General features: G+C 45.5%; 23 protein-coding genes. 8 read left to right on the top strand and 15 right to left on the bottom strand.

The annotated features are described in order from the left end of the window. From L3V31_RS15690 to L3V31_RS15635, 12 genes are all read right to left on the bottom strand, one after another. Positions 1-4047: a hypothetical protein gene (locus tag L3V31_RS15690; protein ID WP_237317228.1), complete on the bottom strand. Its 4047-nt coding sequence runs from the start codon at positions 4045-4047 to the stop codon at positions 1-3. After that, on the bottom strand, positions 4044-4493 hold the full coding sequence (locus L3V31_RS15685) for a GPW/gp25 family protein (protein ID WP_237317226.1): 450 nt from the start codon (positions 4491-4493) through the stop codon (positions 4044-4046). The genes L3V31_RS15690 and L3V31_RS15685 overlap by 4 nt, the downstream gene beginning before the upstream one ends. Before the next feature lie 24 nt (positions 4494-4517). Then, complete coding sequence (locus L3V31_RS15680; RefSeq protein ID WP_237317224.1) at positions 4518-4817, bottom strand: PAAR domain-containing protein; 300 nt, start codon at positions 4815-4817, stop codon at positions 4518-4520. 25 nt (positions 4818-4842) lie between these two features. Continuing rightward, positions 4843-6636, bottom strand: a complete 1794-nt coding sequence (gene vgrG / locus L3V31_RS15675) for a type VI secretion system tip protein VgrG (protein ID WP_237317222.1) — start codon at positions 6634-6636, stop codon at positions 4843-4845. Positions 6637-6648: 12 nt separating this feature from the next. Continuing rightward, positions 6649-7314 carry a peptidoglycan-binding protein gene (locus L3V31_RS15670; protein ID WP_237317220.1) on the bottom strand — a complete coding sequence of 222 codons (666 nt, stop codon included), beginning with the start codon at positions 7312-7314 and terminating at the stop codon, positions 6649-6651. Between the two features lie 2 nt (positions 7315-7316). Continuing rightward, entirely contained in the window at positions 7317-7523 is a 207-nt protein-coding gene (locus L3V31_RS15665) for a hypothetical protein (protein WP_237317218.1), read from the bottom strand. Positions 7524-7545: 22 nt separating this feature from the next. Next, on the bottom strand, positions 7546-7989 hold the full coding sequence (locus tag L3V31_RS15660) for a phage tail protein (RefSeq protein WP_237317216.1): 444 nt from the start codon (positions 7987-7989) through the stop codon (positions 7546-7548). Positions 7990-8076: 87 nt separating this feature from the next. Next, positions 8077-8556, bottom strand: coding sequence for a phage tail protein (locus tag L3V31_RS15655; RefSeq protein ID WP_237317214.1), 480 nt, complete (start codon positions 8554-8556; stop codon positions 8077-8079). 82 nt (positions 8557-8638) lie between these two features. Beyond that, entirely contained in the window at positions 8639-10192 is a 1554-nt protein-coding gene (locus L3V31_RS15650) for a phage tail sheath C-terminal domain-containing protein (protein WP_237317212.1), read from the bottom strand. 226 nt (positions 10193-10418) lie between these two features. Next, complete coding sequence (locus L3V31_RS15645) at positions 10419-11225, bottom strand: hypothetical protein (protein WP_237317210.1); 807 nt, start codon at positions 11223-11225, stop codon at positions 10419-10421. Further along, positions 11225-11809 carry a DUF4255 domain-containing protein gene (locus L3V31_RS15640; RefSeq protein ID WP_237317208.1) on the bottom strand — a complete coding sequence of 195 codons (585 nt, stop codon included), beginning with the start codon at positions 11807-11809 and terminating at the stop codon, positions 11225-11227. The genes L3V31_RS15645 and L3V31_RS15640 overlap by 1 nt, the downstream gene beginning before the upstream one ends. A gap of 203 nt (positions 11810-12012) precedes the next feature. Continuing rightward, entirely contained in the window at positions 12013-12243 is a 231-nt protein-coding gene (locus L3V31_RS15635; RefSeq protein ID WP_237317206.1) for a PAS factor family protein, read from the bottom strand. A gap of 278 nt (positions 12244-12521) precedes the next feature. Here L3V31_RS15635 and L3V31_RS15630 point away from each other — a divergent pair, with 278 nt between their 5' ends. Further along, positions 12522-12881, top strand: a complete 360-nt coding sequence (locus L3V31_RS15630; RefSeq protein ID WP_237317204.1) for a hypothetical protein — start codon at positions 12522-12524, stop codon at positions 12879-12881. Positions 12882-13017: 136 nt separating this feature from the next. On the opposite strand, the gene puuE is transcribed toward L3V31_RS15630, so the two are convergent. From puuE to L3V31_RS15615, 3 genes are read right to left on the bottom strand one after another with little or no spacing between them, the layout of a single operon-like run. Then, positions 13018-13947, bottom strand: coding sequence for an allantoinase PuuE (gene puuE / locus L3V31_RS15625; protein ID WP_237317201.1), 930 nt, complete (start codon positions 13945-13947; stop codon positions 13018-13020). Positions 13948-14007: 60 nt separating this feature from the next. Next, complete coding sequence (locus L3V31_RS15620) at positions 14008-14739, bottom strand: aspartate/glutamate racemase family protein (RefSeq protein ID WP_237317199.1); 732 nt, start codon at positions 14737-14739, stop codon at positions 14008-14010. A gap of 6 nt (positions 14740-14745) precedes the next feature. After that, the gene (locus L3V31_RS15615) at positions 14746-15417 is read right to left on the bottom strand and encodes a GntR family transcriptional regulator (protein WP_237317197.1); all 672 of its coding nucleotides are present in this window, start codon (positions 15415-15417) and stop codon (positions 14746-14748) included. A gap of 338 nt (positions 15418-15755) precedes the next feature. Between L3V31_RS15615 and L3V31_RS15610 the strand changes: the two genes are divergently transcribed. The 7 genes from L3V31_RS15610 (at position 15756) to L3V31_RS15580 (ending at position 24013) form a co-directional block, all read left to right on the top strand. Beyond that, positions 15756-17195, top strand: coding sequence for an NCS1 family nucleobase:cation symporter-1 (locus L3V31_RS15610; RefSeq protein WP_237317194.1), 1440 nt, complete (start codon positions 15756-15758; stop codon positions 17193-17195). A gap of 106 nt (positions 17196-17301) precedes the next feature. Continuing rightward, positions 17302-18483 carry an amidase gene (locus L3V31_RS15605; protein ID WP_237317192.1) on the top strand — a complete coding sequence of 394 codons (1182 nt, stop codon included), beginning with the start codon at positions 17302-17304 and terminating at the stop codon, positions 18481-18483. A gap of 2 nt (positions 18484-18485) precedes the next feature. Beyond that, complete coding sequence (locus L3V31_RS15600) at positions 18486-20051, top strand: gamma-glutamyltransferase family protein (RefSeq protein ID WP_237317277.1); 1566 nt, start codon at positions 18486-18488, stop codon at positions 20049-20051. After that, positions 20051-21280 (top strand): alanine--glyoxylate aminotransferase family protein, encoded by a 1230-nt coding sequence (locus tag L3V31_RS15595; protein ID WP_237317190.1) that lies wholly within the window; start codon positions 20051-20053, stop codon positions 21278-21280. Before L3V31_RS15600 ends, L3V31_RS15595 begins: the two co-directional genes overlap by 1 nt. Positions 21281-21304: 24 nt before the next feature. Continuing rightward, positions 21305-22528, top strand: a complete 1224-nt coding sequence (locus L3V31_RS15590) for an allantoate amidohydrolase (protein WP_237317188.1) — start codon at positions 21305-21307, stop codon at positions 22526-22528. Positions 22529-22532: 4 nt separating this feature from the next. Continuing rightward, positions 22533-23402 (top strand): DUF5718 family protein, encoded by an 870-nt coding sequence (locus L3V31_RS15585; protein WP_237317187.1) that lies wholly within the window; start codon positions 22533-22535, stop codon positions 23400-23402. A gap of 26 nt (positions 23403-23428) precedes the next feature. Next, complete coding sequence (locus L3V31_RS15580; RefSeq protein ID WP_237317185.1) at positions 23429-24013, top strand: chromate transporter; 585 nt, start codon at positions 23429-23431, stop codon at positions 24011-24013. The last annotated feature ends 1 nt before the right edge of the window (position 24014 follow it).

Here is a 24014-nt window from a genome sequence, read left to right as displayed (position 1 = left end):
TTATTCCGTCCCCTTATGATGCTGAACAGGAGTCTCTTCATCGTTATGTGATGATTGGGGCTGAATGTTGTTATTGATGATGAACTCTTCGCCGATAACAAGGTCTCCTACACCAGCAGCAATAGGTACCGCTTGCTGATGCTTGGGCGCAATCGTGATGAAATGGTGTTGGGATGGCACCAGTAAATACCATGGAAGTTCAGCGCCGATTGGCTCTTCAGTACGTGCGCTGTCTTGTAAGTGATACTTGCTGGTTGAATGGTGGCTAATTTTAAGTACTGATAGCCCACTGACGCTGGTCACCTCTTTTTGTTTGCCGATGAATGCGGCTAATTTTGACAGCGATAACTGCCACCCCAAACCCATATTCATACCTTCGCTGTTCCAAGGGCAAAGCGTCTTCATGATGGCGTACTCCAACTGACGTAACCCTAATCCATGGTGCGTACCTTCAGTGAACGTTACAGAGCAGCGTACTTGTAGCGTTTCATACCCCGGGTTGCGGACATCAATGTGTGTGTGGGGACGAGCGATAGTACGGAGGTAATCACGTATCGCGATAAGCGTGGTGGAATCGATGTAACGCTGCTGGCAAGGGTTGTGATTGCAGTCATTGTGAAGCGGTATAACCGTGAGCAAAATGTGTCCGGGCTTGTGTTCGATAGAGTCAAATTGCTTAGCCGCGAAACAGTTCACTGCGTTGATATCCGGAAACTGTTCCAATACTAAACGCTCATAGTCCCACGGTGTAATCGCTCTTCCTTTGTGTCGCAAGTGTTCACTGGTTCTTGTGACCCAATGATCAAAAGTCTCATCTGGTTTTAATTGTTGTATCGGAGTGAGTTGCGTAATGGCGCCCAGATTCGCAGGCTTATTCAGACACTGCCAAGACGCAAAGGGTGGGGTTTGAGCTTCTGCATTCCGCCCACCTTCAACTTGGATGACGTGCGTCGCAATTTGGTAACATTTTGAATATTGATCAACGCCTTGGTTGGTACTGACTCTAAGCCAATATAAATCCGACGGCATAATATTGTGCTCGGTATTGATGGCATCCGGAATATCCAAAGTGATGATGCCGGACGTCAAAAATCGGTGCGTTGTGTCATGAATGATGTGTTTTGCCGGAAGCTCGACCCATTGTTCGCCCACAAGGTAATACCACTGATATTCCGTAGACGGATAAGGCGTCAACATCTTTGCTTTATCACCGAGCAGAAAATAAAGATTGAGGTAGCCGGAGAGCTCTGACGCCGTTAAGCCGATAAACAAGTGACTGTCTTCTTTGTAGTGAGCCAGGATGCGAGGATAAGCGAACTTGTGTTTTTCGTTTCGCGGATAGATTTCCACTTCACCAAATGGGTGAAGGTGGATCATTCGACACTGGGTTTTCGTCGTCATATCACCCAGCTCGACTTTGTGTCTGGCTACATAGTTAATCGACAGACGGTTTAACATCGGGGTGTATGGCGCTTTTGGCAAAGGTTGCTGTTTTTTCGATTTCGCATTCGCCGTCAGTGTCTTACTCAAAAGCAATCCATATTGATCGTGCCCAAAAGCATCCATTGGTGTCACCAGGGTGATCTTAAACAGACCATTACGAATATTTGACTGAGGGCTGTAGGGTGTCTGGGGCCACGTTTGAGTCGTTGGCGTATAGCTGTTACTGATATTGCCGAACGTTAAAATATTCTCGCGATCAAGTGCGCCGTCTTGCGGTGAAAACAAACTCTGTGGACCATCATCTGTCGTATCCCATCGCCCGTTATTCAGTACTTCTGTGACCACTTTGAAACTATGGTTTCGGTAAGGGAAAGGATACTCGTTGTAGTGGTCACGGAATCCATCACTTCCCTGTGGTAATCCAGACCAATCGAGGTGATAAGTGAGCTGTTTAAGGTGCTTGGTAGCGAATTCTTTACTTGCGACAACTAAATAAGAGCCATCTTTGGGTTGGGCTCCAAGTGGCAAGAAGGGTCGGCTTGGATCGGCCTGTCCATCCTGATTAAACAGCTGTACTTGTGTTGCTCCTTTTACACGGCATTCCATCAAAAGCTGAGCGAATTCAAAATCGCGGAAGATAGTGTAGGGGAAGCAATTACTCTGCGCTTTTAAGCACAGTTTTAACGCTGGCGCAGTAAAACTCCATTTCGAGTTGTGAACGGCTGAGGTCGGTACTGTTGTTGCAGGGAAACCCGGGTCAAGTCGGATATGAAGACCAAACCCCATGGTAAAGTCGCTGTCATTTTCAATCGGAATGATCTGAGCACAATCGACGAGTTGCCATCCTTCTTCAGTGGAAATGGCGACATCAAATATCTCTTCAAATAATTGGTAGAAGGTTTGAATACGCGAATAACCGAGCAGCAAGTTTACCGTCGAGTTGGCCGACTTATCGAGAACATGATCATCAATCAGTTGCTGAGTCAGCGTCTTTATCTTGTCTATATCTTCACTTGATAACCATTCGACGTGATTTAATGCATAGCGTGATACTAACTGCCCGAGCACCCGGAAAAATCGCTCTTTTTGCTCCATCACGTGGGTATTTTTCGTGGGCTGTTTGGCGACTTCCTCTAACAGAGCAAGTAATACACTACGATACACGGTTCGAAGTTGTTGAGTGGGCTCTCTGTCGGCCAACTGTAATATCCTATCGTCGTTGACTTTGTCGACAAGTGCTTTGCTTTGTATTTCGTATAGCCAACTTCCAATCACAGGCACTTGCAATAAAACGATTTCATTAACAACGGCTTCAAGCGCATCTCTAAGCTTACTGTCCTCTTGCGGCAAGGAGCGCTCCTGATCATGTTCGATATAGAGCTGAGATAATCTTTGATACACAATGCCATTGCCCACTTCTTGTAGTTGAAACTGTAAAGTGAGCTCTCGATGTCCTTCAGCCAAAGAAAGTATTGGATCAGAAATAACAAGCCCCAGATGTTCCTCCAGGCTGTCATCATCTAACTGCTGGCTACCAAACATCTTGAAGGCTTGAGTATTGTCGCTTTGAGCACCAGTCTGCATTGGATCAAGCTCAATCTTTTGACGACTAATACCAGAATTAAAGCCAAGTTCTTTCTCTGGAGAAATCAGAGGATCACGGCGAAGGGTAAAACCAAATGCTTTTTTCACTTCCGCGTCGGTGACTGACATGGCGTAGTTAGTACGAAATTCTATTGGCTCAAATGTCGCTGTATTGCCGGGCGTGAAGGTTTGCCCTTTATTGATGACAACAGGCGTCTTGCTCGCCTTGCTTTGAGACAACTTGATAAAAACAGGCGCTTCCTCGGCGCTTTGTGGATACTGGTTCAAAACGTCTTGGTAATAAAACAGAAGATGTTTGTGAGTAAACTGATTGATCTTGTTTTGAGCGCGCTTAAACAGTTTTACGAAACTTAGAAACAGAGCAAGTTGTGGAGGGTGCTCACCATGATGCAGAGATTGCTTGAAGGTATCACGACAGTCTTGCTTTAAAGAATCAATCATTACCAGAATCTTAGACAGACAATGTTGTGCTTCCTCTTTGATGTTGGTTATCTGAGCTGCTTGTTTTTCGCTCTGGGATGAATCCGATAGTTTCCACAAAGGGTCGAGATGCTCGTACTTATTGATGAGGTTTTCGGGCGTGCAATTAAATAGTTGTTGTAATGGGGCATTGAGTTGAGCCTGATAGCGGTTGAGCAGGCGAAGTTTTAACTCATAGCTTATTTCTGGTGAGCTCGGTAAGTGTCGGTACCAGCTGTTTAACAGAGTAAAAAGGTGAAGGATAAATTCTAACGTTTGCTCTTCATCCAGACACTGTGCTTGTTTGAACTGACGTTTTAATGCTGATTCATCCATGCTCAGTATTGCAGCGCAAACCACCAGCTCATTTTGTTCAAACATCGCACTCCAATTCCCTTTTACCTTCTTGTACTCATCAATATAAGGAACAAGCTCGGCAAACTTTTTCGCCCACAGAATGAGCTGTTCGAAGCTGAGCTCGTAGGGTTGAAAGAAGTGCGGGGTAAGTGCGACGTTACCTCGTTCATTTTGCTGCGTCATAACGCATCTCCCGATCCGAGATCAGGCAGAAGATCAGGACTAACGAGAGTACCTTCTTGCAGATAAAACGGATACACCATGTTGTCTCGCGTATTGGTGGTGACAATCTGATAATCAAGCTCAATCATTATTTTTCCGTCTAGCGGAACGGGTGTAAGCGTTAGTGAATCGAGGTCAATACGTGATTCAAACAGCAATATCGCCTGGCGAATCTCGTATTCCATCTCAGTCAATGTTGTTTTAGTCAGTTCAGCAAAAACATAACGGTTAATTCGGCACCCAAACTCAGGGTGCATCAGGCGCTCGCCAGGCGAGGTGGATAGAAGAATCGCAAGGCTCTGTTTGATGTCTTTTTCGTTACTGCACAGTTCGACCGAGCAGTTATCGGAGGTAAAGGTTGGAGGAAACGCCCAACCAGTCCCCAAGAATCCATTGTCTCTATCCATAATCCAGTCCCTTTAAATTGAAAACTAGCCGCCAATCATCACCGTGAAACAACCCATGGCAACATTGCCACCGTGATTAGTGGTGTCGCCAATTCGCGCTGCGGGTTTTCCGCCAATCATCACGGTTGCCGAACCTTTTATGATGGTGGACGGAGGACCAACACACGTGCATGAGTCACCGACGACCGCGGCGGGGATTTTCCCGATTAAAACCGTGGGGACGCCTGGCCCAATAACCGGACCTCCGACATGGGGAACGGGAGGAACGCCTGGCGTCGCCATTGGACACACGTGCATATCGGTAATTCTTGCAGCTGGTGGCATGTTGATGTCCTCTTTAAATCAGTCGTTAATTGATATTGACGATTGCGCCTTTAATGGTTGTATTTCCTGAAGCAGACAGTTCCGCACTGGCAGAGCCTTTGGCGGTTAACGAAGTGGTGGCGTCTGCTGAAACGTTCATGCCTTTTATATTGGCGTCTCCAGTCGCTTCGATACTGGTATCACCGGTTGATTTCAACGAAATGTTTCCGCCTGCCGAAATGGTTATGTCTTTAGGAGAATCCAACGTGATTCCGCTCTCGTCTAAGGTGACGGTATTGCTGTTTTGATCGGCTAGCGTAATTGACTTTTCATCGTCACTAATGGTGATCGAATTCTCACCGGGCGTAGTGATGGTGATGATCTTTTTGTCATCGTCGAACTCTATTTTGAGTTTGTTTTTAGTCACTATCGCTTTGGTGTCGTTCTCTTGGGTGAGTTCGTAAGGCATGGCTTTTTTACTGCTGTACAAACTGCCGAGAATGATTGGCTGGCCGGGATCTTGGTTGATGTAACCAAGCACAACCTCGTCGTCGATTTCAGGAATAAAAAAGTTGCCACTGTCGCTGGTTGCGTAGTAACTGGAAAGCCTTGCCCAAACCTCGTTATTGCCATCACCTAATGCGGGTACTTTTACTTTGATTCGGTATTGGGTCTGTGGGTCTTCATTGAGCTGAGTTACTACGCCGATCTGCAAACCGTCAACGGGAGGAAGCCATCCCGAGGCGGGTGGGGCACCGTGGTCACGATGCTCTGCAGACCATACCGGAGCAAGCCCCAAGTCAACGGTCGTTAGCCACTGACCTTGCTCGATTCTGTGATGTACTGCGCCGATATAGTGAGAGCCGTTGAATCGATCGCCAACGCCAGCTAACTCGATAAGACTATTAATTTGCGCTTTTGAATTACCCTGAAACGTGACAGTGCCACGTACTTTAGAAAGCATCGACTTCGCACGTTGTCCTTTCGCCCAGTTAGTCAGACTGTCTTGGCTGTAACTGGCGGAAGTTTGTATTCGATATTCTTCAATACTTAGCACGCTTGCCAGTTCACTGGCCTTTAAATTCCCCTGATTACTAATCTCGGTCGCTGCAGATTGTTGCGATAGCATTGCCTGTGTACTGGGGTCCCACGCGGTACTAGTGACGTTTTTAAATTGAAAGCGAGCGTCGACTTCGGCACAGAGGTTTATCAGATCGGTGCCGTACGTAACGACAAGTGCCGCAGAATCACTAACGGAAGGAGCCTCTACCAACAGTTTGTTTTGCTGGTTTGCTACCACCAAGCCATTTGCTTCAGCACGAGTCAGCATAAAGTCCCAGTCGCTACAGTTAAACTGAACCAGTTCATCATGTTGGACTGACGTACTCTCAACGCTGTCAGCCGTGATACTTGAGTAGTTGCTGATAAGAGAATTAATGATGTCGCAGTCTTTTTGTTTCAAATAGCATTGGCTTTTTCTCGCTATCGTCATGGCGACCGCTTGATCTTTGCATGTCACATTGAGTGTGGTTTGGTTGTTTTCACTGATGCGAATAGCATGATTGGTCACCACGCCTTCGAAGATGGTTTCGTCTTCCGTTCCGTAGCCTGCATCGATAGTGATCGTTGACCCTGGCTTAAATGTGTTTCCTGAGCTGACTTCAAAAGTTTGATCAGCGATGTCTCCGTCACGGATCTCAAGCTCTGCATAGGCAATATGGTTTACCTGATAAAAAACATTGACCGAGATAATGCCAATTGAACTCTCAATGACATTGCCATTTGATTTGATGGTTAGTGTGACAATGTCACTATTAGTCTCGGTTGGAGATTCAGCCATGTTGCCTCACTTTTAACTCAGTGGTGGAAAATAGAGCTTGGTTCCAGGTGCTATGTTTCGCACACTGGGCAATTGGTTGTATGCCGCCACTTTGGAGTAGTAGGAGCTGTCTTTGTAAATTTGATGGCAAAGTCCCGGTAAGGTATCACCCGCTTTAAAAACGACATGATGCGTTAAGTCGGGAGAAGACTTCTTGGCAAGCGCTTCTTTCTCCTGCTCAGTAAGAAATTGAGTAAAGTTCAGGGTGGCAGTTGCACGCAAAGGCACACCACTCGAATCAAAGAGTACGTAAGAGACGGACATGGACGTGAGGCGTCCGCGAAAGCTAAGTGCGGTTCCCCAACTGATTTTGACAGGGTTCGGTTCGTGCTGTTTTCCGTTATAGTCGTAGATCACTTTTCGTAACAGGGTCAGTTGGTCTTGAACGGACTTTCCTTTTTTATACTCAACCACACCCGTCGCATCGATCATAATTTCAAAACTGAGTTTTTCACTTTGGTAACCCTGAAACTGCACCGTAGGCGCAATATCCCCTTGAGATTGTCGGTGTTTGCAAGGGTCGTCGGTATAACCAATGCCATAATCCTGCCTTACTGAATTTGGATTTAGCATGGCATTAAAGGTAGTTGCGGTATTGCCGGACGCTGCAATCGACTCAATTTTTAGTTTATCGACCATGCTTAGCGCTCTCTCGTTTCTTGCTGTAGTTTACGGTGCATCCACTTTATGGTTTGGAATTGCGCCGTGTGTTGAGAAGAAACCTCGGAGAGTGCTCCAGCGCCTTTATCCGCGCCGTCACATCGGTGCTCCTTTTGTTGTTTCTGTGATTCTTTTTCTTCGGTCGCGACATTGGAACGAATCGACATTTGTTTGATTTCTATAGGCATACGTTAGTCACCTCGTGAACGGCTATTTTGTACGGCTTGCCCTGCTGTAACACAGTTCAACTTCTTCAATCGCAACGTCATTTTTCGTCGAGCTGAACCCTTCAATTCGCCACTTAACGGGGTAGGCGTTATAGAGCACCCATACCCTGCATGGAGAGCCTTTTTCATCAAGCAATCGTACCGATACCGTTTTTGGGACGATTGCTTTGGAAAGTTGTGCTTCAAGCGAGTCCTGACACCATTTCACCAAAGCCGAGCTTGAATCCGCGATTCCTCGTTTAAGCGTCAGATTAGAGTGTTTGATCACTTTAGGTAGGTGATAGACCAGATTATTGCCGCCTTCCTGATAGTCCTCGGTAACAATTTGAGCTTCTAAACCAGAAATCTCCTGAAAAGCAGAGTCATCTTGGTTGTTACCAATCACTACGCTGAAGTAAAACGCGGGTAGGGGCCATTCATCTGCCATAAGCTCTGATCTCCAAAAACACTTTGCATACCACAAATAGGCTTGGTCACGGCTTCATGCAACATGACCAAGCCAATGAGTCAGACACTAAGAGGTTGTGATTTCTAGCCCTTCATGTGCCAGCTCTATGGTTTCAACGGCGACCTCATTACCGTCGGACTTCAAGTCGGTACCTGTTACTTTGGTTGGCCACGCATTTTTAAGCTTCCAGCTCATCACCACACCAGAGCTTTCATCCAGTAAGTTGATGGTGACGGCGGTTCGAGCAATGGTGTTCATTTGGATCTTGCTAAACCAGTCATAGAACTTGTTATCACTCTTAAAAATGCCTTTCTTAAGAGTGACGTTACTGGTTTTTACAAGTCCCGGCATTTTGATCGTTGAGAACACCTTGCTGTTTCCTGCGCGGTATTCAATTGGCTGGGCTTCAGTATCCAGGCCCGATACCTCCTGGAATGCGGCGACCATACTTGCGTCGGCTCCAGCACCACCGTCCCATTTGACTTCAAAATGGAATTTGGGCATCGGCCATACGGTTTCTGATTGAGCTGAACCATCATCTGCCATGGTAGTCTCCTTTCTACAATTCGTTCATAAAGTGACGAAGGACTACGGCTAAAAGCCTTCTGCGCTTTTGAGTACTAAGTAATTATGATTCTTGCATTTTTTGCTGGAAGGTAATCTCAATGAATTCAGCAGGGCGGCTAATGGCAACCAGCACCGTAATTCTCAAAATACCTTCTAGAATATCGTCGCCGGTCATTGTTTTACCCAGCCCGACGCTAACGCTGTAAGCCTCACCAGGGGATGCCCCCGCCAGACCTCCGCGTTTCCAAATGCCGTATAGGAAGTTACCAATCATGCTTTCCATCGATACCCAGGTACTAGAAACATTGGGCTCAAACACATAAGCCTTTGAGGCAAGTTTGATAGATTCTTCAAGCATAATCATGGTTCGACGAACGTTAATGTATCGCCAGTCAAGGCTGTTACCATCAAGTGTGCGTCCACCCCAAACTAAGGTGCCTTCACCAACAAATGGTCGAATCGCGTTAATGGATTTACCCTGAGTAGTAACGTTGAGATCTTCTTGTTCGTCATCGCTGATATTAACCGTTGGAGAGACAACGGCGTTTAGGCTGACGTTGGCTGGTGCTTTCCATACACCTCTGGAATTATCGACCATGGTATAGATACCAGCCATCGCTGCCGCTGGAGGAAGTATGTTTTGCTGGCGCTTCACTTCCTTCATGATGGTTTGGTAAAGCGGGCTAATTGTCTGTAGTACCTTATTAAGCAGTACCTGCTCTTGATCAGCTAAGTCTGTGGCGAGCTTGGCAACTTCATCAAGCATCTGTTGTTTTCGCGTGACGCGAAGTTTATTACCGCCGCTGTTGAGCTCATCATCGGAAAGGCCATCAAGATCTTTAAATGCCTCGTTGACTTCATTGGTGATTAATTCGGAAAGCTTGTCTAAGTTGCTGATGTTATGGAAGTTCACGTCACTGTCTTGAACAATGGAAGTATTGAGCCAAGGGTAATAGGCAGATGAGTAATCCAAGTAGTTGATGCCAAGTTTTGAGCGGAAGTTTTCTACACAGTCACCACTTGGGTCCTGACGATCTTTAAATCCCTCCCAGATGTCGAGTATCGCTACTCTATTTTTCATCTTACCGCCGCAATGACCAAGCATAGCTTGCTGGACATTAATACACCCATCTTCCTCCAGTTGCACACTCTCAGGGATCACTAGCATGGTAGCCTCAGGCTCTTTAATCAGTGGGTCAATCCCCCCTTTCAAAACGCCTGGATCGAGGTCGTCGTTATAGCTACCGACTGAGACGATGTAGCAAGGACCCCCACCATTTTGGAAGAAAAACAGCATATTGTGATAGAGCGTGTAACGTGTATTTGATTGCTTTATCTGATAAGCCGTGCCTTGCTGACGAAAAGCGACCGCGGCACTCGCATCATCACCAGCTTCGCTGATCTCAAAGGTTGGTAACGGTGCGCCGCCAAAGTACTGGCGAAACTCGGACATCGACGTGATGCGCCAAGGTACGTTACTCAGCGATTTACCGCCATTTTCAGCTTTCTCTGTATAGCCAATAAACGCTGGCACAGCAGTAGCGACCTCGACAACAGAATTGGGGAAGGCATTTTTCTCAACTATGTAAACGCCCGGTGTTTTCATTACAACCATAGTTAAATCCTTTAAATGAGAATTGAATGGTTACCAAATGCTCGCGATTAGCAGAGTAAGACTTCACCCAGTACTGCTGTCATAGCGAGGCAGTTACTATTAGATAATGTAGTAAACAAAATGCACTGCATTTTAATTAATATTAGATGTGCAAACTGATTTTTGTATCATTAAGATTTATTTGGAATGTAAATCACTGTTTTGAATTTAAAAACAGTTTTTATTGCTAAGCCAAAAAAATATGGCACAGCCGTTGAGGTTGATGATTCACTGCTTCAACCTCAATGTGTGCAGGGCTGGCGGAGGCGAGACGACGGTAAATGATTTTATGGTTTGCTTTGAGTTGAAATGACAAATCAGAATGGTGCAAAACGGGCAATGAGGTATTTGAGCGGAAAACTAGGCAAGGCTTATGATTGAGATGCTGTATACCAATATTTTCAAATGTATGTTTGCCGTTGGAATCGATAATTTGATATTCCTTCGACTCATTGGATGTAAAAAAGTAATACTGCCAATAAGCGTAAGTGTGGCTGTAATTTAATATTACTTGGCTGTTTTCATTATAAAAATGTTCTTTATTAATTGTCAGATTTATTATTCCGACGAGGTTTTGGCTTAATTCAAATTCTGAGATAGCAGCGTATTGATCACCGTTGATAAAATCTTTAGAGGTTAACCATTGTTTGGGTGACAGCGAAAGAGGGGACTCACTATTTAAATGTATCTCGAATAGGGCTACCGACATTGGAGTGGACAGTGGTATATCAGTATAGTTACGAAATAGTGCGTCGTTACTGAACACTTTAAATTGCAATAAAGTGGGAGAGTTAGGTGCAGAGATCTCTTTCAACATGTCTACATCAGCCACAACACATAACCCATTTACCGTCGGTTTTAAAAACATATAGTGCTGTTTTAACCATTGAACGGTATTGTCCGTCGGCACGAGATTAATCGGTACTTTCGCGTGACTGTTAGAAAAGTACTCATGATTTACAGAGAGAGTAATATAGGGGGCATAATTCGACATTATTGCTCCCTTTTTTGTAAGTTAGATTTGACGAAGTTTAATGGCCCAGATTGTAGCAATACCGCTTCACTGTTAGGGATTGCTACACGAACCTGATAAACACAGGACGGCAGGTAATGAGAACCAAGCATACTCCACATATGACTCAGGTTTGCTTCAGAGAGCGTTGCCATCTCCATCGCTATTTGTTCGATAAACTCAGGCATGTCGGGGGAGTTCTGGCGATTGAATAACGGGTTTCGATTAAAAAATGCCAGCAAATGGGACAATATTTTTAAGCCATCTGTGTAATTGGATGCTGAGAAGTTTGCTGCAACGACCACGGAAACCGCTAAATATAGAGGCTTGTTTGATATTGCGGATCGAGAAGTAGGCTGGAAAGCTGCAATATTTCCTCCCTTAGAAAAGGGATCTCTTTCAAGGCCGCTAATAAAAATAAGCACTTTATTTTCATTAGAGCCATTACTTTGCTTGTTAATATCAGAAGGGGAAGCCACAACGACTAAGTTGTCTGACAAATCAAAAGCTGAGTTTATTGACTGATTCATGCGTTCGCACAGGTACTCAAGACAGCTATCTAACATAGGTTTCTCACTCTCGGTTAAAACTTAGTTTAGCTAGGTTTAATTGAATTGCTGTGCAAGTGATACAAATTCTTTGTGGTATTGGAATTAATTTGGCTACATAAAAGGCATGACGAGTAGGTTGCTTTTGAACGGTTTTACGTTGAAAAGGAGGATTCAAAAAAGGCCCGGTTGAGATACGGACCTTAAACAAGACAAATAAATTACCGTTCAGGGGTTTCCAGTAACTTGATGACGCTCTCTACGGTGTTGTTAAGAGCCTCGCTATTGTCGAGTTTTCCAGAGCTTGCCGGACCAAGTGCACACGTGTACAAAATAAGCTGCTTATCGAAAGGCAGATCGAGCTGCTCATATAAGTCTTGGCGGATTTTAGCGTGTTGTTCTGGTTCTTGGCTGGTAAGGCTAACTAGCGTGTCATAAATAAGATTTTTCATGGTAATCAGGTTTGTTATTGTTGGGGGTGCATATAGTGTAATGGTTTGCAAGACGAAAATCTGACGCTTGGGTCACATATCACTTGGTTTGAGGGGTATTGATCCAAATCAATAGATGAATAATTCGATGTGATTTTTATTACTAGTGGTTTCAACTATCCTACTGCGTGGATGTGCACTAAAGCTGAAGAAATCATTAAAGATTTGAGCAAAATCCACCTTAAGCGCCAATTTATAAGCTTTAATGTACGGAGATAAGCGAAAGAAAAGGTGACAATATGTTAAGTAAACTAAACAATCGTCTTTCTACCGTGGCAGAACACATGGCTGACCTTGAATATCAGCTTGGCACCTATCTCCAACCGGGGCAGTATTCTTGTGTCGTCAAAGGTGAAGAGGTATTTCTAGAGTATCAGCACGATCTGGAGTTTGAGAATGCTTCTGGCCAAGCGGAATCGCTATTGAGACTGTTCAATATCCCATTGAGCGGTGACGAGAGAAAGCTGCTGGTTGAGGTGACAGGTAAGGGCAATACAACCAAGCTGCACTTGAATCTATCCTGCGATAATGAACATGACCTCTTGCTCAAGTATATTTGCTCCGAGCTTTTGTCTGCTTTTCGAATCTTAGAAACATGATATGAGTTAATGCTCAAAGATAAGTGAAGGTATTTGAAGAGGCAGTGACATCGAGAGTTATTTAAAGCTCTCGATGTACCTAGCTGCCAGCGACGTAATACTCGCAAGATTAGATACCTATTGAGTCAAAAGTCACTTACGCTGGTGGATGATTTTCAATCCAGTGTCTCGCAATGTCTTCACGGGTCGCTACCCAAACCGCGTCATGAGATTGAATGTAATCTAAGAAACGTTTTAACGCTTTAAAACGACCAGGCTTGCCAACGACGCGACAGTGCAGACCGACCGACATCATTTTTGGCGTTTCTGCCCCTTCTTCGTAAAGGCAGTCAAAATGGTCTTTCAGATATTCAAAAAACTCTTCCCCGTGGCTAAAGCCGTAAGGAGAAGAAAAACGCATATCGTTGGTGTCTAATGAATATGGAACCACCAGGTGTGGTCGTGTACTGCCTGCAGTGTTTTTGTCTGGTACTTGTGTCCAGAAAGGCAGGTCATCACCGTAATAATCAGAATCGTAAAGCAGCCCATCTTGTTCTGCGACAAGTTGACGTGTATTTGGCGAGTCACGACCGGTGTACCAACCGATCGGGCGGGCACCTGTCAACTCTTCAATGATATCCAGAGCTTGAATCATGTGCTCGCGTTCAACGTCAATTGGTGTGCTCTGATAGTGGAGCCATTTGAGACCGTGACAGGCAATTTCATGACCTTCTTCAACGATAGCTTTGGTTACTTCTGGGTTACGCTGTAGTGCAGTCGCAACACCAAACACGGTAAGCGGAAGCTCGCGACGCTTAAACTCGTTTAAGATGCGCCAAACACCAACACGGGAACCATATTCGTAAAGTGACTCCATACTCATGTGTCGGTCTTTATACGCTTCCGCACCTGCGATTTCAGATAGGAATGTTTCTGAATGCTCATCACCGTGGAGCACGCAGTTTTCTCCGCCTTCTTCATAGTTCAGAACAAATTGGACTGCTATTTTAGCTTTATCAGGCCAATTGGCGTAAGGCGCATTATTTCTGCCGTAGCCGATATAGTCGCGAGGGTTATTTTCTTCCATAAAGTTAACCTTGATATTAATAATTTCTATCTCAAAATCGGGATAGGGTTTTTGGTGTTTTTATTGTGTCCAGTGTTTGAAAATACCGTGGATTGGCTTCACCAAAGGCGCGGCATACTGACCACTTTTCGATGTTGTTAATTTGAGTTGGTGCAGAGATTCTGCGAGTTTCACTGCTGCAGCAACGCCATCAATGACGGGTACATTCAGTTCTTCTGCAAGCTCGTTAGCTAAGTCAGACATGCCAGCACAACCGAGTACGATGGCTTCGGCACCATCTTCTTGGATTGCTTTACGGCATTCTTCAGCAAGTAGCTGATAAGTTTGCACACTTAGGGATTCTAGCGCTAATACTGGAATGTCAGTTGCTCGTACACCGCTGCATAAATGATGGTAACCGTATCTTTGCAGAAGGTGCTCACTCGCAGGTAATGTTCTGCTCATTGTTGTGACAACACCAAACCGGTAAGACACTAAACTTGCAAGCTGGAACGCTGCACCAGCAATACCAATCACTGGTTTGGTCGCAATTTCGCGTGCTGCGTCAAGAGCCGGATCACCAAAGCAGGCAATAATATGTGCATCCACACCTTGCTCTTCTCCTTTATGAATCACATCAAGAAGTGCAGCAGCAGCAAGTGTCTCGTCAAACGCACTTTCAATGCTTTCCGGACCGTTTATTGGCGAAGAGGCAATGATTTCTGTACCAGTCAAGGCCACGGCTTGTGCGCAAATCGCGATTTTATCAGTCATCCCCTGACAGGTGTTTGGGTTGATCAAATTGATTTTCATTTTGTATTAGTCCGTTTCGCAAAAAAGTTGATGAAAATTAACCGGCTCTTTAGATTTCGATTCCAACTCCAATGACGATTTGATCACTACCAAGTGATGTTTCATCCATTGCTGAGCTTTTTCATCCTGAAAGTTGTCGAGCAGTTCTATAAGTTCTGAGTGAGAGCCACAGTCGCAGCTCACGCTATGTTTTGAGCCGTACGCAGCGATAACGAGGGAAGAGCGGTAACAGAGTTGCTCTACAAACTCAGCTAATACGGAGTTCCCCGATTGCTTGGCAAGCTCATAGTGAAACCTTGCTGTTAGCTGAATAGATTCGGCTAAATCACCATGTTGGGTCGCTTTTTCTTCCTGGCTTACGATGGAGCGCAAGTAGTTGGACTGTTTCTCGTCCCAATGACGCAGAATGTCGGTGATCAGCAATGGTTCAAGTAAAATGCGGCTGTTCAGCACCTCTTCAGCTTCCTGTTTACTCGGGCTGTTCACGTGTGCGCCTTTATTCGGTTGAATAACCACAAATCGTTCAAGAGCTAATCGTTGCAAAACCTTTCGAATGCCGGTTCGGCTTACACCAAAAGCTTCTGACAGTTTGTCTTCAGGAAGACGTTCTCCAGGTTCAAGTTTGTGCTCAACAATCGCCTTTAATATTTGTTGATAGATCTTTTCATCGTTTGACATAGGTAATCGATCCAAATTTTTTATCCAACCCAATAAAGCAATATGTATACCACTAAACATTCTTGCATGCATCATTGTATACAATATATATCTAAATGTTTGCCAATTTTAGTGTCTATAGTGATTGTCTATTCAAATTACTTGACCAAATGGACGGGTAAGTTGAGTATGTAGGCACGGCTTGTGGCACCAAAAACGTGCGCCATGGTCAAATCTGGTGCGCCATAATGGCGATTTCATGGGGTAAGTTTCACGAATTCTTTGTATGACGGGGGTTTTAAGAATTGGCACGCTAATTGTATTTGGGATTGTATACAATTAGAAATGGAGATAAGCACATGAAAAAGGAATTACCTGTTAGTCCAAGGCTAAGCAATGAGGATCTAGCACCAGAGAAGGAACAGAAGTGGGGTTGGTATAGCATCTTCGCTTTTTGGATGTCAGACGTGCACAGTGTAGGGGGATATGTATTTGCAGCGAGTTTATTTGCGCTTGGATTAAATGGTATTCAAGTGTTCATTAGTTTGTTGGCGGGTATATCTATTGTATTAGTATTTGCCAACTTGATGGGTAAACCAGGACAGAAAGCGGGTGTCCCGTTTCCGGTTGTGGCTCGTATGTCGTTTGGTGTTTTTGGTGCAAATATTCCAGCCGTAATTCGAGGCATTATTGCTGTCGTTTGGTACGGGATTCAAACCTACTTAGCATCGAGCTCATTTATTATCTTGTTGCTCTACTTTTTCCCATCAATGGAACATTTAGCAAATGATTCGTTCCTAGGACTCTCTTACCTAGGCTGGGTCGGCTTTAGCTCAATGTGGATACTACAAGCTATCGTCTTTATGTTCGGTATGGATATGATTCGTAAAGTGATTGACTGGTCTGGTCCTGCGATTTACATCGCGATGTTTGCGCTTTGTGCATACATGATCAATCTTGCCGGTTGGGAGAACATCAGTTTTAATCTTGGTAAAGAAACGCTAGTTGGTTCTGAAGCCATCATTCAAATGCTTGTCGCAACGGCATTGGTAGCGGGTTACTTTGCTGGTCCGACACTTAACTTCAGTGATTTCTCTCGTTACTGTACAAGCTACAAAAACTTGAAATTCGGTAACCTGTTAGGTTTACCACTAAACTTTATTGTGTTCTCTCTTTTCAGTGTGGTGATTGTATCAGCATCGATTCCGGTGTTTGGCGACATGATTGTTGATCCGGTTGAAACGGTGAAGCGTCTTGATTCTGGCTTGATTACTGTTCTTGGTGCGCTGACCTTTATTTTCGCGACTGTCGGTATCAACATTGTGGCTAACTTTGTTGCACCAGCATTTGATTTCTCGAATGTGTCACCACAGAAAATCAGCTTCAAAATGGGTGGTTTCATCGCAGCGTTTGGTTCAATCCTACTGACACCTTGGAATCTGTTTAATAACCCAGAAGTGATTCACTATACGGTTGACGTTCTGGCCGCGATGATTGGTCCACTATACGGCATCATCATTGTTGACTACTTCATTATAAAGAAAGGACAAATCGATATTCCGTCGCTTTACACTGAATCACCACAAGGTGAGTATTGGTACAAAAATGGCGTCAACATGAACAGCGTTTACGCACTAGTGATAGCAAGTATTGCTGCCATTATTGCGACCTTCTTTGTGACTGAATTAGCGAACTACGCGTTGTTTATCGGTGGTTTGGTTTCAGCAGTTGTGTACAAACAGTTGATGCAAAAAAAATTGTTTTGGGTATCAAAGGCAGCTCTAGCAAAGCAACAATAAAGAACTTTATGTGTGGCTTTAAATTGAATTAAATCGCCGACTTAAAGATAAAGTAAACAAGTAACTCAATAATTGGTTGCTTGTTTACTTCAAAGGAATGAGAAGAATGGAAATCGATCAACGTATTTATTGTACCCAAGGGCCTGATTACCTCTCGGCTTTAAAGCAAGGCTCACTAAATGGATTGAGTTTTGTCTTTAAAGATCTCTTTGACGTAGAGGGATTCGTCACTGGTGCAGGAAACCCGAAGTGGCTAGAGACTCACAGTAAAGCAGAAAGTACTTCGCCATTAATCATCTCTCTTTTAAATGCAGGTGCAGAATGCAAAGGCCGAGTTCAAACGGATGAGCTAGCTTACAGCCTGAATGGTATTAATGTTCATTATGGTACTCCGGTTAATCCGCTCGCACCTGACTGTCTACCTGGCGGTTCTTCAAGTGGTAGCGCTGTCGCAGTAGCAAAAGGTGACGTTGATTTCTCCATTGGTACCGATACTGGCGGTTCCGTTCGTGTACCAGCGAGTTACTGCGGTCTTTTCGGCTTACGCCCAACGTTGGGTCAATTGTCACTAGAAAGCAGTTTCACTCTGGCTGAAAGCTTCGATACAGCCGGTGTATTTAGCCGAGAACTGTCAACGCTAGAAAACGTCTATGCATGCATTAGCCCTAAAATTCAGCCTCAAACTGTCGCGCAAACCCTTATTTTAGATGAAAGCTTGTCGAAGACTTTGGGAAGCGAGCGCCTACCAGTGCTGAAACAGTGGGCTGACAATGCAGATATTCAGATTGAGTATAGCAATGCGTTACAAGACGCCGGCTATGACCTGAGCGAATTGAGTGCACTATTCAGAACTATTCAAGGTTATGAAATTATTGATCGTCATAGTACATGGCTAAATGAGTGGCAGCATACGTTGGCACCAGCAATACAAGAGCGAGTAGTATGGGCGCGCACAATTTCAGCTCAAGCCTATCAACAAGGGAAACAACAACAAGCGAAGTTTACCAGTTGGCTGGCTGAGCAACTGGCGGATAAGAAAACATTGTGGGTATTGCCTACCACCCCAGGAAAATCACCTAAACTCATGACTCCAGATGCAGATTTAGCGGAATATCGCTCTGATCTAATGGGGCTAACCAGTCTCGCGGGTTTAAGTGGATTCCCTCAACTTCATATCCCAATGAATAACATTACAAACGGACCTTGTGGTGTGTCGTTACTTGGTTCTGCTAACAGCGAATACGATCTGATTGCGACAGCGTCGGCCATGATCAAAGGAGAGTCTTAATGGTGTTTCAAACCGCATTTACCGCCCCGCATCACAAAGCAACCGAAGTGGGAAAACAAATCTTAGAAAAAGGCGGAACGGCTTCTGAAGCAATGGTCGCGGCTGCTTCTATGATTGCGGTTCAGTACCCGCATATGAACGGCATAGGAGGCGACGGTTTTTGGCTGATCAGTAAGCCGGGTGAAATACCAGTTGCGATTGATGGGTGTGGAGCGGCGGCACTATCTATTGACCCTGACTACTACCGTTCACTGGGTACTGAACTGCCAGAAAAAGGTGGTGAAGCATCGATTACCATAGCTGGTACGGTAGCAGGCTGGCAAAAGGCGTTGGAAATCAATGGTGGAACACTCGCGTTAAGCACTCTGCTGCAACCTTCTATTGATGCAGCACGAAACGGCATTGAGGTGACTCAGAGCCTTGTTGATGCCAGCGTAAAAACGTTTGAGCGTTTAAAAGGTGAAGCAGAATTCAGCCGCTTGTTCCTGGATAACGGTGAAACGCTAAAACTTGGTGCAACAGTGGTAAACCCTGCTCTGGCGAAGACACTGGAAAGACTAGCAGAAGTAGGGTTGGATGACTTCTACCGAGGTGAAATTGCAGCACTAGCCGCGAAAGAGCTGCAAGAGGCGGGAAGCCCGCTAACGATTGAAGATTTTCACCAGCATCAGGCATTGGTTACGACCCCGCTAAACGTTGAGACCTCAAAAGGCCAGCTTTATAACCTAGGAGCGCCAACTCAGGGGCTTGCATCGTTATTAATTTTAGCGATATACGATCGCTTAGCATCACAAGCAAAGTCAGAGCTGGATCATATTCATTTACTCGTCGAAGCGACGAAGCAAGCATTTATTATTCGCGATAAAGTCGTCACCGATGAGTGCTATTTAAGTAAGCCACTGCAGGACTACTTAGTTCAAAGTGTGGTGGCTGAGTGCGCAGAGCGTATCTCACTAACCGAAGCTCAGCCATGGCCTTATCAGGCAAAACCGGGTGACACCATTTGGATGGGCGCAACCGATCAATACGGTACGATGGTGAGTTTTATCCAGAGTGTTTACTGGGAGTTTGGCTCCGGTGTGGTACTTCCTTCGACCGGAATTATGTGGAACGTCAGAGGCAAGAGCTTTTCTCTGGATAGTGAACACCACAATGCTTTAGTACCTGGCAAAAAGCCGTTCCACACTCTGAACCCAGCTTATGCTGAGCTTAAAGATGGCCGACGCATCGTATACGGAACGATGGGCGGAGAAGGGCAACCGCAAACTCAGGCGTGTTTATTTAGCCGCCACATATATCAAAACATGTCACTGCAACAAGCCGTGTCGATGCCTCGATGGCTGTTGGGTAGAACATGGGGTGATGCAACAAACAATTTACGACTTGAAGAAGACTTGTACAGCGAATACGGGCAAACATTAACGCAGATGGGCCACCAAGTGACTCAGGTAGAAAACTTGAGTGAGCTGATGGGCCACGCGGGAGCAATAACCCTAGATCAGCAAGGACAGGCAGATGCAACGAGTGACCCTCGCAGTGATGGCGAACTATTTTTAGGAGAGAGATAATGACAACTCAAACGCTATTTGAAACTTTGAACCCACCACAACGTTTGTTGATGGGTCCTGGCCCAATTAATGCCTATCCACGCGTGCACCAAGCCATTTCACAGGCTTTAATCGGCCAATATGATCCGGTCATGACTGGCTACATGACGCAAGTTCAGTCGCTGTATCGCGGCGTATTCGAAACACAAAACCAGCAAACCATGTTGGTTGATGGCACCGCTCGTTCTGGTATTGAGGCGGTGCTTGTCTCAGTCATTAAGCCGGGCGATAAAGTTCTCATTCCTATTATCGGTCGTTTTGGTCACCTGTTGAGTGAAATCGCCAATCGTGTTGGCGCAACAGTAAAAACCATTGACGTTGAATGGGGTGAAGTATGTCCACCTGAACTGGTTGAAAAGGCAATCAAAGAGTTTCAGCCAAAACTGCTGGCGACGGTACAAGGTGATACTTCGACAACCATGAACCAGCCATTGGCAGAGTTCGGTGAAATCTGTAAGCGTCATGGCGTGCTGTTCTACTGTGATGCAACCGCATCGATTGCAGGTAATGAACTTAAAGTCGATGAATGGAATCTTGATGCGGTTTCAGCTGGCCTACAAAAATGTCTGGGCGGTCCTTCTGGTAGCTCTCCTATTACGTTGAGCGATCAATGTGCTGAGCTTATCAATCGTCGTAAACACGTAGAGGCAGGTATTCGCACTGAGCACCACACGGCAGGTGAAGAAGAAATCATTCGCTCAAACTACTTTGACCTATCGATGATCATGGATTACTGGGGCCCTGAGCGTCTTAACCACCACACAGAAGCGACAAGCATGCTTTACGCGGCGCGCGAATGTGCACGCATCTACCTTGAAGAAGGCGCTGACAACGTGATTGCTCGCCACAAGCAAGCGGGTGATGCACTAGCATGTGGTCTACGAGCGATGGGCTTAGAGCTGTTTGGTAACCAGAAGTACAAAATGAACAACGTTGTGGGTGTCTACATTCCTAAAGAAGTGAACGGCAACAAAGTACGTCAGGAGCTGCTTAACAGCTTCGGCATTGAGATTGGTACGTCATTTGGTCCGCTAGACGGCAAAATCTGGCGCATCGGTACCATGGGCTACAATGCACGCCAAGAAGCAGTATTAACCACGCTTGCTGCGCTGGAAGCCATCCTTATCCGCAATAAAGCCAAAATCATTCCGGGCCAAGCAGTGATTGCAGCGATGGAAAAATATGTTTAACGCCATTGAGAGGGTGAATCAAGGATGAGCAAATTGGATGCCCAACGCATTATGGAGCGTGCCGATAAACTGGCCACGTTTACCTCGATGCACGGTGGTTTAAAGCGTACTTACTTATCGCCAGAGCATAAGCAGGCGCACCATCAACTCGGCGAATGGATGCAGCAAGCTGGGCTTGAAACATGGCAGGACAGTGTTGGGAACCAGTGGGGAAGGAAGGTATCTTCCAACCCTACCATGCCAACGTTAATTATCGGCTCTCATAGTGATACTGTTGCGGATGCGGGTAAATATGATGGAAATTTGGGGATACTAGTCGGAATTTCCTCGTTGGAGCAGCTCAAGAATGTCGAGCTGCCATTTCATGTCGATGTCGTCGCGTTTGCCGATGAAGAAGGCACGCGCTTCAACAGTACATTGATTGGTTCAAGCGCGGTAGCGGGTGTATTCGACCCAAACTGGCTTTCTCTCAAAGACAATAATGACATAACAATGTCACAGGCAATGGTTGAGTTCGGTCTATCTCCAGAAGAGGTCGGAAACGACAGCCGTTCGCCAGAAGGCGTGTTGGCTTATCTAGAAGTGCACATTGAGCAAGGTCCTGTGCTCGAAGCTCAGAACCAACCTGTTGGCGTTGTTACTGGCATCGCTGGTGCAAAACGTTTCCAGTTTCATGTCAAAGGCTTAGCTGGTCACGCTGGTACGGTTCCAATGGACATGCGTATGGATGCCTTGTGTGCTGTGGCTGAAATGATCACTACGATTGAACAGTATGGCCGAGAAAACAACGTCGTAGCGACAGTCGGTAAGTGTGAAGTCGCACCTGGTTCTGTGAATGTTATTCCTGGTGATGTTAACTTTACCTTAGACATTAGAAGCCTGGAGCAATCAGATCTTGAGCGTGCTTGTGATGATCTACTGACTTCACTTAACGCGATTGCTGGGCGTCGTGAAGTTAGCTTCTCGGATAAACTACTGTACCAAGCGAATGCCGTGCCGTGTAATGCTTCACTACAAAGCCAGTGGGGTGATATTGTTGCGCAAGTAACAGCATCTGAACCGGTATTCCTACCAAGCGGTGCGGGTCATGATGCGCTGGCTATGACTCACCTCACCGAAGTAGGCATGTTGTTTGTTCGCTGTGACAAGGGTATAAGCCACAACCCTCTGGAAAATGTTCAAGAGGACGATGTAGCGGTTGCTCTAAAGTGTTTAACAAAAATGATCCTTGCCCAGCAGGAGCAATAAGCGGATGGAAACAAAACAAGAACTGACTCATTCAGTCGTTCTCGGCATTGCAGGAAACTCTCCGGGTTATCTGGCACAGACCGGAGAGATATCGGCATTCAACGAGCTGCAAAAGGCGGAGCTGCAGGAAGCACAGCGCCCACGAGCGCTGTTTCCGATGTTCGTTCGTCAGCTTGGTGACTCTTACCTCGGGCAAATGCCTTTCAGCTCATCCACATTGGTGCTGCCTGAAGAGCCGGATGCCAAGGTTCAGATGGAACCTGAGATTGCGATTAAATGCAGCGTTACCTATACAGAGCAAGGCCAAGTGGCCGCTCTTACTCCTTTTTCGCTGACGTTAATCAACGATGCAACCTACCGCAATAAAGCGGTATCTAAGCTAGCTGAGAAGAAAAACTGGGGTTCTTTTAGCAAGGGGATTGCTAAACAGGAGCTAACGATTGAATCATTTTCGGCGCAGACACCACTCGATCACCTTAGACTGTGCGGCTTTCATGGTCGAAATGGTCAGTGGCACTTGTGCAGCCAAGATGTGTCGGTAACAGAATACAACGTCTTCTACCAATCGTTAACCGACTGGTTAGTAGAGACAATTAACCACCAAGCCGATGATGGTGCCATGCATAATACGCACAGTTTGTTCGTTGAGGCGAATCAGCCAAGTGAAATTACCATCGCGATTGGTGCGCCGTGTTACACATCCTATGGAGAAAACCATCAGTTACTTGATGGTGACCAAGTGTTTGTTTGTGTATACGATAGCAGAGAGCACCAGTTAAGTGATATTGAAGCTATGTTAGATAGCCCACAAGATCAATGGATAAGCGCTTCGAGTATGATGTGGCTAGAGCAATCCGTTTATAAAAAACAATAAAATAAGTAGCAAGGTAAGAAAGAACGATGAAAACACAACGAGATTTGGCCAGTGCATTCTTTCGCATTGGTTTGTTTGGATTTGGTGGCGGCCCCACGATGATCCCTTTGGTTCATAAAGAAGTGGTCGACAATTATAAGTGGATGACTGATGACGAGTTTGCCAACGTACTCGCCATCGGTAATACGCTTCCAGGTCCGATCGCGACAAAAATGGCGGGTTATATTGGCTATAAAGTGGGTGGAAAGATCGGGTGTATCAATGCAGTGATCATGACAATTATCCCACTCATTATCGTCATGATTGCGGGATTAGGCTTACTCAATGAATACCGTGATAAACCATGGGTTGCCGGTATGGCTCAAGGAGTTTTGCCCGTTGTCTCCTGGATGATGGCCAAGCTGACTTATGATTTCTTGCTCAAGGGTTACAAATCACTCGGTGCAATTGCAACCGGTATTGGTATTGCGCTGTCTGTTTTGTTTATTGTGGTATTGGGTGTACATCCGGGGTTGGTTGTCGCGGCAGTGCTTCTTGCCGTGTTGGTGAAACCTGACCCAAAGCCTAGTGTAGCTGAGCAAAGTTTAAAACCAGAAAATAAAAAGGGATAAA

The organism is Vibrio sp. J1-1 (genome assembly GCF_021728395.1).
Lineage (GTDB): Bacteria > Pseudomonadota > Gammaproteobacteria > Enterobacterales > Vibrionaceae > Vibrio.
The sequence above is the reverse complement of the archived record's forward strand: the minus strand, read 5'-3'. Positions and strand labels throughout refer to the sequence as shown.